The sequence below is a fragment of the Micromonospora sp. WMMD712 genome (assembly GCF_029581295.1).
Lineage (GTDB): Bacteria > Actinomycetota > Actinomycetes > Mycobacteriales > Micromonosporaceae > Micromonospora > Micromonospora carbonacea.
Map to the genome: position 1 here is coordinate 5,209,083 of NZ_CP120743.1, position 12,941 is coordinate 5,222,023.

At 70.2% G+C, this 12,941-nt stretch carries 13 protein-coding genes and 1 pseudogene; 4 read left to right on the forward strand and 10 right to left on the reverse strand.

The window, feature by feature from the left end; translation table 11 throughout:
• Positions 1-31: 31 nt before the first annotated feature.
• Positions 32-337, reverse strand: a complete 306-nt coding sequence (locus tag O7633_RS22705; protein ID WP_282323849.1) for a hypothetical protein — start codon at positions 335-337, stop codon at positions 32-34.
• A 52-nt stretch (positions 338-389) separates the two neighbouring features.
• Here O7633_RS22705 and O7633_RS22710 point away from each other — a divergent pair, with 52 nt between their 5' ends.
• Both O7633_RS22710 and O7633_RS22715 read left to right on the forward strand, forming a co-directional pair.
• The gene (locus O7633_RS22710) at positions 390-701 is read left to right on the forward strand and encodes a hypothetical protein (RefSeq protein ID WP_282323850.1); all 312 of its coding nucleotides are present in this window, start codon (positions 390-392) and stop codon (positions 699-701) included.
• Positions 702-707: 6 nt separating this feature from the next.
• Positions 708-1,241 (forward strand): annotated as a pseudogene (locus O7633_RS22715) (hypothetical protein); the annotation flags it as partial.
• A gap of 670 nt (positions 1,242-1,911) precedes the next feature.
• Here O7633_RS22715 and O7633_RS22720 read toward each other — a convergent pair.
• Positions 1,912-2,619, reverse strand: a complete 708-nt coding sequence (locus tag O7633_RS22720; protein WP_282323852.1) for a DUF899 family protein — start codon at positions 2,617-2,619, stop codon at positions 1,912-1,914.
• Between the two features lie 137 nt (positions 2,620-2,756).
• On the opposite strand from O7633_RS22720, the gene O7633_RS22725 reads away from it, so the two are divergent.
• Positions 2,757-3,677 carry an RNA polymerase subunit sigma-70 gene (locus tag O7633_RS22725; protein WP_282323853.1) on the forward strand — a complete coding sequence of 307 codons (921 nt, stop codon included), beginning with the start codon at positions 2,757-2,759 and terminating at the stop codon, positions 3,675-3,677.
• 71 nt (positions 3,678-3,748) lie between these two features.
• Here O7633_RS22725 and O7633_RS22730 read toward each other — a convergent pair whose 3' ends face one another.
• Positions 3,749-4,591 (reverse strand): hypothetical protein, encoded by an 843-nt coding sequence (locus tag O7633_RS22730; protein WP_282323854.1) that lies wholly within the window; start codon positions 4,589-4,591, stop codon positions 3,749-3,751.
• 1,324 nt (positions 4,592-5,915) lie between these two features.
• Here O7633_RS22730 and O7633_RS22735 point away from each other — a divergent pair.
• Positions 5,916-6,560 carry an MBL fold metallo-hydrolase gene (locus O7633_RS22735; protein WP_278131530.1) on the forward strand — a complete coding sequence of 215 codons (645 nt, stop codon included), beginning with the start codon at positions 5,916-5,918 and terminating at the stop codon, positions 6,558-6,560.
• 16 nt (positions 6,561-6,576) lie between these two features.
• Here O7633_RS22735 and O7633_RS22740 read toward each other — a convergent pair whose 3' ends face one another.
• The 7 genes from O7633_RS22740 to O7633_RS22770 form a co-directional block, all read right to left on the reverse strand.
• Positions 6,577-7,518, reverse strand: a complete 942-nt coding sequence (locus O7633_RS22740; protein ID WP_278131531.1) for a hypothetical protein — start codon at positions 7,516-7,518, stop codon at positions 6,577-6,579.
• Complete coding sequence (locus O7633_RS22745) at positions 7,519-8,736, reverse strand: hypothetical protein (RefSeq protein ID WP_278131533.1); 1,218 nt, start codon at positions 8,734-8,736, stop codon at positions 7,519-7,521.
• Positions 8,727-9,869, reverse strand: a complete 1,143-nt coding sequence (locus O7633_RS22750) for a hypothetical protein (RefSeq protein ID WP_282323855.1) — start codon at positions 9,867-9,869, stop codon at positions 8,727-8,729. Before O7633_RS22750 ends, O7633_RS22745 begins: the two co-directional genes overlap by 10 nt.
• Positions 9,863-11,119, reverse strand: coding sequence for an MFS transporter (locus O7633_RS22755; protein ID WP_282323856.1), 1,257 nt, complete (start codon positions 11,117-11,119; stop codon positions 9,863-9,865). The genes O7633_RS22750 and O7633_RS22755 overlap by 7 nt, the downstream gene beginning before the upstream one ends.
• Positions 11,109-11,840, reverse strand: a complete 732-nt coding sequence (locus O7633_RS22760; RefSeq protein ID WP_282323857.1) for a hypothetical protein — start codon at positions 11,838-11,840, stop codon at positions 11,109-11,111. Before O7633_RS22760 ends, O7633_RS22755 begins: the two co-directional genes overlap by 11 nt.
• Complete coding sequence (locus O7633_RS22765; RefSeq protein ID WP_282323858.1) at positions 11,837-12,622, reverse strand: hypothetical protein; 786 nt, start codon at positions 12,620-12,622, stop codon at positions 11,837-11,839. Before O7633_RS22765 ends, O7633_RS22760 begins: the two co-directional genes overlap by 4 nt.
• A 61-nt stretch (positions 12,623-12,683) precedes the next feature.
• On the reverse strand, positions 12,684-12,815 hold the full coding sequence (locus O7633_RS22770) for a hypothetical protein (protein ID WP_282323859.1): 132 nt from the start codon (positions 12,813-12,815) through the stop codon (positions 12,684-12,686).
• Between the last annotated feature and the right edge of the window lie 126 nt (positions 12,816-12,941).

The following is a 12,941-nucleotide window of genomic DNA, read 5'->3' on the forward strand; positions in this document are numbered from 1 at the left end:
ACCAGTCATTGGTGGTCGCGATGGGATGCACTCATGTTCTGGTGAAGCCGAGTGTCCGGTACCCGGCAGCGCCGGTACGGACGTTGTTCCACCGCATGGCGTATACGTCGGTCCGGGCTCGGAACCGGTCGGCGAACAGCGCCAGCTTGTCATGCGTGGGCGAAGCCATGGTGACCAGCCCCGGCAACTCCACCGGAGCGGACAACTGCTCCGGCGCCGCAGACGTGTCCTGACCGCGCAACTCCAGCAGACGTCCCAGCCGGGCGTTCTCCGTCCGTAGCCGCTCCACCTCCCGCCGAAGATCGACGAACTGGGCCACCGAACCAATGCCGACCATCCTCGCGCATCTGGCTCCGAACACCCCGGCACCGGTCCGCTATCCTGCGCCGATGGCATCGAAGCGGAGTACCGCGCTCGAGGCGATGATCGAGGAAGCCACCGTCGACACGGACGGTCACGAGGACGAGCGTGCCGGCCTGTTCGCCATGATCGAGGAGCATCTGGCGGTGCCGTTCACCACCACCGTCCTCGGCGTCGAGGTCACCGTAGGCAAGGTCGAGCTGGCAGCGGACAGCATCGTCGCGGTCTGCGCCCGGGGCCGCCACCGGCAGCGAGTCGGCCTTCTCGACCTGCCGCTACCCACCCCTATGCCGGACGGCGCCGCGTGGATCGACGCCTACCGGCACTGGGCCGGAAGGTAGGCAGCGATGAGCGAGTACCAGTACTACGAGTTCACCGCCGTCGACCGACCCCTGACAGTCCGGGAGCGGGCAGAGCTGCGGTCGCTGTCGACCCGCGCCGACATCACCGCCACCAGCTTTGTGAACACCTACGAGTGGGGCGACTTCAAGGGCGACCCGCGCACGCTGATGGAACGGTACTTCGACGCGCACCTGTACCTGGCGAACTGGGGCACCCGCCAGCTCATGCTGCGGTTACCGAAACACGTGCTCGACCCCGCCATCGTCGCCCAGTACTGCCAGGGTGACAGCGCGGCCGCGTGGACCGCCGGCAAGCACGTCATCATCGACCTGCACGACGAGGACGAGGACGGCGCCGACGAGGGGGACCTCGACGGCCAGGGTCTACTCACCTCCATCATCCCGGTCCGGGCCGGTCTCGCCGCCGGAGACCTGCGCCTGCTCTACTTGGCCTGGCTGCGCTGCGTACAGTCCGCCGAGATCGCCGACGACGAGCCCGAACCGCCCGTCCCCGCCGGGCTGGACACCCTCGATGCAGCCCCGCCCTGGAGTGGGCCGTGGACCTGAACCCGCAAGGCCCCGATGATGGTCCTCGCCTGCTGGCAGACACCGGCGGCGATCCGGCACGCCGGCGTCGACCGGATCACCGCCCCTGCTCCGCCGCGGTCACGTCAAGAACGCGGTCCAGGTCGCCGAGGCGATGGTCGCCGCCGCTCGGCAGCAGACCGTGAACCTGCCCGGCCAACGTGCCGCCGCCGTGGTCGTCGGGCACATCCCTTCGGCACGTGCCAGCCGTCCGGCGCGCCCGCGCTGGTGGGCAGGTACTCGATCCGGGCGGCCCCCCGACGGCGGAAGTCCGCCGCCCAGCGGCGCAACCCCGCCACTTTCGAAGCCAACGGTTCATACCTGCCACCAGCGGTCCAGGCAGCCTGACTAAGATCAACACATCGACCCTGTCCGTCGAAACGGGTCAAGCCCAGGCCGCGCTCGGTCGGACCGCCGACGACGGTTGCCACCGCCAAGGCCAGGAGCAGCAGCGTGCCCGCGTGCTGCACAACCGGTGCGGCGTCGAGGGTCACCGCGACCATGACAGCCACCGTCGCACCCGCAAACATTCGGGCTCTGCGGGAAGCGCCCGCCCGTGGCCCGACGCAGCAGCAGGCTGACACCAGCGGCCGACCCGAGCATGATCACCTCGATCATCAGGACGTCATCGCGGTGTGACGCCGGGGCGTGACCATTGCGCGGTGGGGCGGCCGTTGAGACGCCACGGGTGCCCGGCGACCCGCGGCCAGCCTTCAGGCGAGTTTTCCCAATTCTCCTGCCGGCCGTACACCGTGAGGTCCAGGGCGTGGTAGGTGGTCATCAACGCTTCCACGCCCCGCCCTGTGGTCCAGTAGGTCTCGTAGACCTTGTCGCCGTCGCGCAGGTAGCACGCGATGAACCCGAAGCCGCGACCGTCGGCCAGAGCCGGGTCGGAGTCTTTCGCCGAATACCAGGGGAACCTATAGCCCATGAACTCCGCGAACGGGGCACTTTCGTCGTAGGGGCCCTGGCAGAACACGGCGTAGGTGATATCCCGAGCGTGCAGGTAGTCCAGCATGTGCATGTGACAGGTCGAAAAGGTGCACCCCTCACACTGACGCTCGTACGGTTTGCCGTCGTGCCACATGTGGAAGTAGGCGATGAGCATCCGACGGCCCTCGAACACCTCCACCAGCGGGGTGTCCCCGCTAGGGCCCCGCACCGTCACCGTCGGCATCAAGGTCATCGGCAGCTGACGGCGAGCGGCTGCGATCGCGTCTCCTTCGCGGGTATGGGCCTTTTCCCGGACCAGCAGTTCGTCGCGCTCGCGTAGCCAGGTCTCCCGGTCAACGACCGGGGGCGCGGCGGCGCTGGACACGGGGGTTGCCGTCATGGCTATCTCCTTCGTGGAGTGGGGATCGGTCACAGGTACAGACGACCGAGTCAGCAAACGTCATCGGTGACCGATGACGGATGGAGTCCGCGGTCGTCATTACGGTTGTGAGGACCACTCAGCCCCGGGGAAACCACATGTCCAACTCGCCCGATGAGCAGACGGTCTGGCTGCAGCACGCCTTCGACGAGCACCGGCGTGAGCTACACGTCCACTGCTACCGCCTCGCCGGGAACGTCACCGACGCGGACGACCTAGTGCAGGAGACCTTCCTGCGTGCTTGGCGGGCTCGCAGCCGCTTCGAGGGTCGGGCGTCGGCGCGCACCTGGTTCTACCGGATCGCCACGAACGTTTTCCTCGACAGCCGCAAGGCGGCTGGCAACCGGACGGTACCGTACGGTGATCCGCTGGAGTGGTCCACCGAGCTCGGTCCCTATCCCGACGCCCTGCTGGCCGACGATCCGCAGACCGGTCTCGCCGCCCGGGAGACCGTCGAGCTGGCCGTGATCGCAGCGCTCATGTACCTGCCGCCGCGGCAGCGGGCGGCCTTCGTGCTGCGCGACGTCTACGGCTGGACGCCGCAGGAGATCGCCGCCGCGCTCGACACCGCCGTGGCGGCCGTCAACAGCCTCCTCCAGCGGGCCCGCCGCACCCTGCGGCGGCGCGCTCCGTCGGACCCGAAGGACTGGCGCCGCCCGCAGCTCACCAGTGAGGACGAAGAGATCCTGCGCCGCTACGCCAACGCGAAGGGCCCGGAGGCGATCCGGGCACTGCTCGCCGAGGACGTACGGATCACGATGCCGCCCGAGCCGCCGGTAGTCGGGATCGACGCGGTCGCGGAGTTCCTCGGCCGACCGCTCGACTGGCGTACGTTCCCCACCTCGGCCAACGGGCGCCCGGCACTGATCAACTATCTCCGCCGGCCCGGCAGCCCGCACTACGAGGCGTTGGTCGTCGACGTACTCCGGATCGAGAACGGGAAGATCGTAGAGAGCAACGCCTTCATCGGTGCCCGTCACGTCGCCGCCTTCAGCATGCCCGCCACGCTCGAGCCCTAGTAGTGCTTTGTTAGGTCGGCGTGTCGCTGGGGGCGGGTCGGGCGGCGGGGTTCCCGCTCGGGGTGCATCGCTTACTCAGGCGGTGTGACGGTGTGTGCTGTCGGTTCGACGTGGTGGCTGTTACACATCCACTGGTCGTCGCCGTGGTCGACCAGGGTGCTGCACCGGTAACGCAGCAGGTCCACGTCCGTGCACGGGTCCTGGCCTCCAGGATGGGGCGGCGTCGGATCCAGCGCCGCGTCCGCGTTGTAGACGAGCCGGTCGGCCAGCCGGTAGTCACGGCGGAAGCCGGTGCGCCACTGCGAGTTGCCACCCCAGCCGTGCGACAGGTCAGCCACCTGCCGATACCGCCGCCGCCACGCCCAGTACAACGTCGAGGTCGAGGCGAGCACGGGATCCAGATGGCGGGCACCGGCGCGGACGCTCACGCCGCCACGCATGAGCACCAGCGACCCGACCAGACAACCCGGCCACCACTGCCCGACCAGCACCGGCGGCGCCTGCGGATCGTCCGCCGGCTCAACCTCGACAATCTCGTGCAGAAACGGATGGAACCCTTCCCCCTCCGGGAACGTGCCACCGATCGCCGCGACGAACCGCCCGTACGCCGAGGACGCAAGCCAGTCCGCAGGGTCGCCGGGGTTGGTGGCGGGCGGCTGGCCGGGCAGGATCAGCAACTCCATCACCCTGCTCAACGCGTACAACGCCCACAGATCCTCACGCGCCAACGCGACGGCGGCCATCCTCGCCTCCCCGACCTGCCGCAACGCCGCCAAGACCGACGAGTGGGCGGACACCCACGGGTCGAGGACGTCCCGGCTCCACGCGCTGCCGCCGTAGTCGAGGGTCGGCTCGAACAGGCCGAACCTGACCTTCTGCCACGCGCCGTCCGGGAACACCATTCCGGCTCTCACGACCGCCAGTCTCCCGACCGATGGGCAGCACGTCGAGCGAGATCCGACCACCTCCGGCCGGCCCGCTGCAGCGGGAGCCCTCTAGATGATCTTCGATGATGTGCGCGACGTGTGCTCGCCAGCGGATGCCAGCCCGGGTCAACCGGAGCCAATACGGGTCACCACAGCCGATCGTGGTCGCAAACGGGGGTTCGTGTGCTCGAGCGGTGCTCCTGGGCTGGGCAAACGGGGGTCCGGGTGACGTGGGTGAACGTGGGCCACTCCCTGCCACCCCAGGTGAACCCCCAGGTCGCTAGACTAGGCCCTCGCGCCCCCGTAGCTCAGGGGATAGAGCATCGGTTTCCTAACCGGACGCTCCGCCGGTATCCGCAGGCCGATGACCCGCGGCTTTCTGTTTTCTGCCGGTGCGTGCCGGTCGCTTCGCGGGCTTGCTGCGATCGCTTGCCGAAGATCAGCTGGAACGTGCGAGGCCGGTGCGGGCTGCGTTGTGGCGTATGGCGCGGAGCCGGGCGTGCTCGTCGTGAGGTGCGGCGGGACCAGCACGCCGCAGCCGGCACAAGTCAGCACGACTTCGGGTACGTGTTCACCCGCGCCGACGGCCCGTCGATCAACCCGAACTACGCCACCACCCGCTTCCGCAAGCTCGGCCAAGGCGCCAGGCTGCCACTGGTGCGGGTGCATGACTGCGGAACGTGGCCGCGTCGCTCGCACACGAGTCCGGCCCGACCTGAGATCCTGCTCGACCATTCAAGCATCATGATCACCGCAGACACCCCTACATCAGGTTTCCGCCCCAGCTGCACCGGCACGGCTCCACCGCCACCGCCAGCTTGGGTCCTCATCGCCACCCGGCGCACTCCGCAAGAAGATCCAGGACAAGGCCCGGGAAAACGCCCAGCCCGCCGACCGGGTCTACGAGGCAGTCACGGCTGATAAAGATCGAGTCCATCTACTAAAGGCACTCATCGAACGCCTGGGGGGATCGTCTTTGACCAGCCGGCCTGTGATCGACCAGCACTTGTTGGACCTGCACGCCTAGGTCGAGGACAACCTCAAGAATGCGACCAATGAGAACGGCTGGGGCCTCGGACGTCTCTTGCAGCTCGACCTGGAAATCTTGGCGTGGGAGCAGTGCATCGCGGGGCACAGCAGGAGGGTGACGGCCATCAGCGCGCCGATGATCACCGTGACGGTGGCACCTCCAAGCCCTTAGGCTTTGAGAGCGGGGGTACTCACGGGTGGAGCGCAATTCGGCGATTCGCATGGGTGGGGGCAGGTCGGTCCAGGGCGCCGTCGCTTAGTGTGATCGGGCTATATTCCAACCATGGCGGAATACGACGGATCAGCCCCCGGGGTACGCGAGCTGACGGCGCTGACCCTCAACAAGATCTCGGTCGGGCCGGGCGACAACAACTGCTACCTGCTGCGCTGCCGCGCGACGGGTGCCCAGTTGATGGTGGACGCGGCGAACGAGCCGGAGCGGCTGCTGGAGCTGTGCGGCGGGCGGCTCGACGCGGTGGTCACCACCCACCACCACTGGGACCACTGGGAGCACGGCCTGCCCGACGTCGTCTCGGCCACCGGGGCGCGCACCTACGCCGGCGCACCCGACGTGGACGGCATCACCGTCCCGACCGACGTGCCCCTGGCCGACGGCGACGTCATCCGCTGCGGCGAGATCGCCCTCAAGGTCATCCGGCTGACGGGCCACACGCCCGGCGGCGTCGCCCTGCTGTACGACGACCCGGGAGGCCACCCGCACCTGTTCACCGGCGACTCGCTCTTCCCCGGAGGAGTCGGCAACACCTTCGGCAACGCCGACGACTTCGCGTCGCTGTTCACCGACGTCAAGACGAAGGTCTTCGACCGGCTGCCGGACGACACGTGGGTCTACCCGGGCCACGGCCGCGACACCACGCTGGGCGCGGAACGGCCGGCGCTGGAGGAGTGGCGCACCCGAGGCTGGTGAATCAGCGTCGGGCCGGCTAGAGGAACGCCACGCCGTCCGCAAGCCGCCGGACGATGCACTCCAGGTCACGTACACGCTGCTCCAGCCGCGCCAGTTCCGCAACCGGATCTCCGCCGAGGAGGTCGCCGACAGCGATACTGCCGCCGTCGACCGACCCAATGACGTCCCGCAGCCCGGTCATGCGGACGGCGCCGTCGACGGCCGCCACGACGATGCCCGTCGCGGCGGCCTCGACGACAGTCCCGGGCGCCACCGGCCAGCCCGGGGCCGGATCGCGGAACGCTGACGACACGAACAGCTGGACTTCACGCCACGTCGTCCACGCACCGGGCGCGGGCGGACCCCAGGCGCGGACAAGGCGGATAATCCGGTCGGTGGGCATTGACCAGTCCAGCCGGGTCGGCAGCGCGAGGCAAGGAAGGGCAGGCTGTTCCCGCCTCGCGCCGTCTGAAAGGCGGACAGCCTCCACTGGCGATCCGCATGGTCCGCCGAGGCACGGAGCGAGCAACCGGATGGCTGCCTCCCCGGCGTCGCGCAGGCCCCCCTCGGGCAGCAGGCGGAGCTGGTGTACGCAGCGGGTCCCGGGCACGCGATCGACGACGAGCGTGACCACGTCCATGCCTGCGGCCAGGGCCCAGGGCAGCGGATCCGCGCCACGGTCAATGCTGCTGCCTATCACACTGACGACGACGGACGGCACCGCCGGACGGTCCCCGGAGCCGGCCGGCGGGCCGAGCGACAGCAGGCGATGACCCGGCGCGTCTGGGAAGGCCGGCTCCTCGACGTCGTCCCGGTGTCCGCGGACGTCCAACCCGCGTAGCGCCGACACGGCCCGCGCCGCGCGGGCGGCCTCAGCGTCAACGACGGCGCCCACCACCCTCGGGCCTCCCGGAAGTTGGCACAGAGCGGAGAGCAGGGCGAGCCCGGAGTAGCCCCGGCCCCACGCGAGGACTTCCATCTACGACTCCAAAGGTTGGGGTAAACCATCGGCGATCCGCCACAAGACGGCCGCTTCGCTCAGTCTCCCGATGGCTTGGTCGACCTGCCGGGCGGACACCCGTTCCAGCTCGGCCCTTGGTGCCGGCGGGGCGTCCTCGCCGGCCGCTGCACGGAGGACCTGCCCCGCCAGGCCGAGGGGAGTCTGCGACTCGAAGCTCCGGTCAAGGTACAACCGCTCGCGGAGCCGGCTGAGCTCCGCCGGTGCCATCGGGCCGCCAGCCCGCAGGCCGCCGTGCAGGGCGGCACCGAGCCGCGCTGCCGAGGTCACCTGGCCCCAACTCAGCATGGTTAGCCGAGCCTGCCGGCCGACGAGCATGGCGGACCCGACGATCCGCCCGCCCGACGGCGACGAGAGCCGGTCGAGGTGCCCGTGCGGCTCGGTCAGGTACAGGTGGGCCAACCGTTCGGCGAGATGATCGTGAGGGTCCGTCGGGCGCGCGGCCAGCATGGTCATGGCCAGTGTCCCGGAGAGGGCGGCCTCGGGACCCGCCGGAGGGCGGTCGACCACCGACCGCTTCGCCAGCGTCAGGTGGTACGGCGGTTCCGGCGGATGAGCCTTGAGGAAGCGCCCGACCTCGGCTCCGGGGATCGGAGAGGTGACAGCCAGCAGGCAGTGCTGCGGCTGGTACGCGTCCCGCAGGAAATTGTCGACGTCCTTTGAGGTCAGTGAGCGTATCGAGTCCGGCGTGGCAGCGCCGACCGCAGCTAGGTCCGAGCCTGCGGCGGCGACGGAGGCGAGGAGCGGACCTAGGCGCAGCGCAGGCCGCCCCACGGCGCGCGCCAGCTCGACCACGACGGCCTGCCGCTCATGGGCGAGCCGCGTGTCGGTCAGCCGACCGTGGTGCAGAACCGCCAACGCCTGTCCGAGGGCGTCGCGCCAGTGTTCGGCCGGTACACATAGCCGGTAGTCGGTCCAGGCGACCTCCGTCCGGCCGGCGAGCGGTGGAAGCGACGGCGCACGCGTGGCAGCATGGGCGACCCGCTCGTGCTCCACCAGGTGGGCCAGGCCCGCCCGATCGTAGGGGTCGTCGCCCGAGCCGCGCAGAACCCGCAAGTGCACCGCCACGCTGCGCTGCCAGGGCACGCGCACCAGGAGGACGCGCAGGCCGGACGATGCGAGTTCCGTCAGTCCGAGCCGCTCCTCCTCGACCCGGACCTGCGTACCGGTCAGTTCCACGCCTCGGCCCCCGCGCGGATGGCGTCGTCGAGGCCGCCGACGATGGCGCGGGCCCGCCCACCCGTCGGTACCGGCGGCCGGGACGCGAGTTCCTCGGCCCGGGCGTCGGCCGAGGAGTGCACCTCCGCCAGCGTGAGCTGGCCCAGCGAGGCACGCCGGTGCTCGTCCAGGCGGGCGAAGGGCTGGTCCAGCGCGGTCACGACGCGCTGCTTCGCCCGTCGGGCGGCGGCCTGCCACTGGTCGGCGCTCGACGCTGGCAGGCGGTCCACCACCTCGCCCAACAGCCGGGCGCAGTCCAGGGCGTGGTCGCGGTCGGTGTTCGCGCAGGCCCACAACACGGCGTTACCGTGCTCCAGCCCGCCCGCAGCCCCGGCGGCGTAGACGAGGCCGCGGGCGGCGCGAAGCTCCGCCCCGAGCAGCCCGTCGGTGCCGCTGCCCAGCAACTCCCTTATCACGGCCAGAGCAACCTCGTCGACCTCGACCGGGTCGAAGCCGACGAGTACCCCGACGACGAACTGGGACCAGGGCCGGTCGACGAGTGTGCACGGTCCGCCCCGCACCCGGCGGTCGTCCGCGCGCTCCGCCTGGGCTGTGCGCGGCCTCAGCGGCACCGGGCCTGCCGCGGCGTCGAGGACCGTCAGCTCAGCGCGCGGTACGACCTCCGTGAGGTAGTCGGCCAGGGTGGAACAGTCGATCGCCGCGACACCGTCCGCTCCGGCTTCCCCGCCGCACGGCTCCGGCTCGCCCCAGGCTGCCGCGTGCAGGGCCCGTCGGATGGCCGTCGTCGGATCGGCCTGCTGGCGGGCGACGCCGGCCAGGTGCGCCGCCGTCACCGCTCGGAGCAGCTCCGGTTGCGGGGCGGGTCGCGCCACATCGGCGAGCCGGGCGGCGGCGTCGGCCGTGAGCCCCGGGGCCCAGAAGGAGAAACAGGACCACGGGCCGAGAAGGGCGTGCCTGAGCTTCCAGTAGCGAGTCGCGGCGTACTGTCCGACCGAATCCGACCTGGGGTCCGCGAGGTACCGGGCGGCCACGGCCGCCAGGCCCGAGGGCAGGGCCGGTGCGTCGGGGAACGGTAAATCCCAGCCGACGACCCGCGCGCGAGGCACCACGATCACGTCCGGCGTGCTCAGCACGCTGCCTCCGGTTGGTTCCCGGGACCGGGGCGCCACGCGCCGCGGGCCAAGGCCGGCGACAGCAGGACGACACCAGCCAGGGTAGCGGCCGTACCCGCGACCACCGCCGTGGCGCCGGGCCCCAGTGCCGTGGAGAGCGCGGCCAGGGTGCCGTGCGACAGAGCCAGGGCGAGGTTCATCCATGCGCGCCGTGCGGCGAAGACCCGACCCATCGCGTCGACGCGGACCCGGTCGGAGTAGACCACGGTTGTCGCCGTGACGATTAGGACGTTGACCGCGCCGGCGAGCATCCCGCCGAGCACGCAGGCCACGGGATGCAGGGCGACCACCTGCCAGAGCACCACGCCGACGCCGCAGCAGCCGATCGCCCCGGCCAAGAGGAGTGCGCGGGGATGCCCGCCGAACCGCCGTACCACGAACAGCGAACAGACGAGCCAGCCGAACCCCAGCCCGCCGACGTAAAGCCCGCTGAGGTCGGCCCCGATGCTGCCTTCCGCGATGACGACGGCCAGCGTGGTGAGGCCACCGCAGCAGAGGAAATAGCTGATCTCGACCAGGGACGCCAGTCGGAGGCGGCGGTCCGCCGCCACGGATCTGACCGCGTCGACCAGCGCAGCCCGGACTCCCGCTAGGACTCCGACCGCGGGGCAGGACGGCAGGAAGGCCGTCAGCACGCTGCTGACCACGAAGGACGCGAGGTTGACGATCAGCAGGACCTTGATGCCGGCCGCGCCGTAGACGAGACTGCCCGCGATCGGTCCCAGGGTCATCATGCCGCCGAACATGGCCTCCAATGTGGCGATGGCGCGCGGTCGGGCCGCCTTCGGCACGCGGCTGTTGAGGATCGCGGTCGACGCCGGCATGGCAAAAGTGTCGAACACGCGGATCACGAGTACGGCCAGGTAGACCAGCGGGAGGAAGCCGTTGCCGACGGCGAGCAGCAGGCCGCCCACCGCGACGGCGGAGAGCGCCTCGGCCGCTACGAGCAGGTTACGGCGGTCGTATTTGTCGACGAGGTAGCCGACCCACGGGGCCAGGAAGACCACCGGCATGACCTCGATGGCGAAGGTCAAGCCCGTCGCGACGGCCGACCCCGTGACGGATAGCACCCAGAGCGGCAGCGCGACGTACTGGAGGTAGTTGCCGAGCAGCGAGAGGATCCGGGCAGCGTAGAGGACCCAGATGTCCGCCGGGATGCTGGACCGTTCGGCATCCTCAACGGCCTCGTCGACGGCGGCGTCAACCGACACTGGCTCGCCCCACGAGCTCGGCGGTCCGCTCGGGCTTCGATCCCTCGTACGGGCCGACGCCGAGCCGGTCGCTGATCGTGCGGGCCCACGCCGCCAGCCTCGAGAGGCTGCGCAGGTCGCTCTGGCTGGTCTCCACCTCGAGCCATCGGTCGACAGCCCGCTCGACGCCGTTGCCGTCGCGCGTCGTGGTCTCGTCGAGGCTCAGCCCCAGGCTCGAACCGTCGGTCGAGCTGACCAGCACCTGTTGACGCCGCTGGGTAGTGGCCCCGTACGGTCGCAGGTCGAGCTGCCGGCCGAACCCCCGTGTTAACCAAGTCAGAGGCTGGGCGGCCCAGGCCTGGAGCACCTGGGAGACCGGGGTGCAGCCGATCAGCTCGCCGATCTCCAGCGAGTCCCGGCGGCCCTCGGCCCAGAGCAGTGTCTCCTTGAGTGTCAGCCACCGGACGTCGCGGCGCCTGCCGTAGTTGACGATGACCGCGAGTGAGGTCAAGGCCGCCGCCAGATCGCAGTCGACGGTGTCGAGGTAGATGCTGGACTGCTTCGAGGTCCCTTTGAGTACCGGCGCGAAGCCCTCCGGCCCTCCGAGGTGGGTGAGCACGCCGTCCGTACCGACGACTGAGTCGGGGAGGTCGAGGCCCGTGACGAGCCACTTGTACTCGTGCTCGACGCCGCTGACGACGCGGGGCAGTGCCCCCTCGAACAGCCGAGGCTCACTGCTCATGGTGTCCTTCCGTTCAGAGTGCCCGCCGCCGCGGTTTCCACACGGTCGGGCAGTGCGAGCGTGAAGATGTCGATGTCGTGATCCTGTAACCGCAGCACCTCGCGGCACACGTCGCGGATCGCCTCGGCCGTTGCGGGTGGTGGGCGGAAGTGGCCCGATTTGGTGTTGACGATGACGGCGGCCGGCTTGCCCCGCCCGACGAGGATGATCTCGCCGGCGGCCAGCACCCGGAGCCGGTCCGGCACGAGCATGGGGTGGGCGACCGGCGTGCCGTCCACCGTCGCCCGGTTGCGCCCGAACACCAGGTCCCCGAAGTGGAACGGTCGGTTCCAGACCTTCAGGGTGCGGGTGTCGTCCACGACGAACATGTACGGGCGGCCGGGCCGCAGCGGCTCGACGCGTGGCTCGGTCACGGCGACGAGCTGCGGGCGGATCGACCGGGCCGCCGCCGCGTACCTGCGCTGGAACACGCTCCGGCTGTATTCCAGCAGTAGGGGCGCGGTCTGTACCGTCACCACGGGCGTCTCCGCGAGCCGGGGGAAGGCGGACCTGTCGTACAGCCCCTGGATGTGCCGACGGAGCGCCGCGATCCGCGCGGTGAGGACGATCGAGCCGGGATGCCTCAGGAGGGCGGTGCGCAGGGCGAGCAGCTCCTCGTAGAGCACGAACACCATGGCCTGACTGTCTGCTCCGTAACGGAGGGCCGTCACCCGTTTCAGGGCGTCGTACCGGGCGGTGAGCTCCGGGCACTCGTTCAGGCTCTGCCCCCCGACGTCCTGCACACCCCTCTCGCTCGGAGCGTCGCCGGGGCATGGACCGCAGCCCCTGCCCCGGCCGACGACGTCAGACGACGCTGCCACTCATCCCTGCCTCGACCGCCACGAGCGCCTCGCGGCCGTCGTCCGTGACGTCGAGCTCCTGCAGCGTCGAGACGAGTACGTCGATCTGCTCCATCGGGTCGTCCACGTGCTCCATCCGATCTCCTCAGTCCCAGTAGTGATCCGTTGGCTGGGAAAGCATGCCATCGATCTTCATCCGAATTTCATCGCAGATCTGCATGCGGATCGCTGACGGAAAGGTGGGTGGGCCTCTGCCCACGCT

Excerpts from the sequence above, each read along its gene's own strand:
- O7633_RS22710 (WP_282323850.1), top strand. The coding sequence starts at position 390 with ATGGCATCGAAGCGGAGTACCGCGCTCGAGGCGATGATCGAGGAAGCC.
- O7633_RS22725 (WP_282323853.1), top strand. The coding sequence starts at position 2,757 with ATGTCCAACTCGCCCGATGAGCAGACGGTCTGGCTGCAGCACGCCTTC.
- O7633_RS22740 (WP_278131531.1), bottom strand. The coding sequence starts at position 7,518 with ATGGAAGTCCTCGCGTGGGGCCGGGGCTACTCCGGGCTCGCCCTGCTC.
- O7633_RS22735 (WP_278131530.1), top strand. The coding sequence starts at position 5,916 with ATGGCGGAATACGACGGATCAGCCCCCGGGGTACGCGAGCTGACGGCG.
- O7633_RS22770 (WP_282323859.1), bottom strand. The coding sequence starts at position 12,815 with ATGGAGCACGTGGACGACCCGATGGAGCAGATCGACGTACTCGTCTCG.
- O7633_RS22705 (WP_282323849.1), bottom strand. The coding sequence starts at position 337 with ATGGTCGGCATTGGTTCGGTGGCCCAGTTCGTCGATCTTCGGCGGGAG.
- O7633_RS22760 (WP_282323857.1), bottom strand. The coding sequence starts at position 11,840 with ATGAGCAGTGAGCCTCGGCTGTTCGAGGGGGCACTGCCCCGCGTCGTC.
- O7633_RS22720 (WP_282323852.1), bottom strand. The coding sequence starts at position 2,619 with ATGACGGCAACCCCCGTGTCCAGCGCCGCCGCGCCCCCGGTCGTTGAC.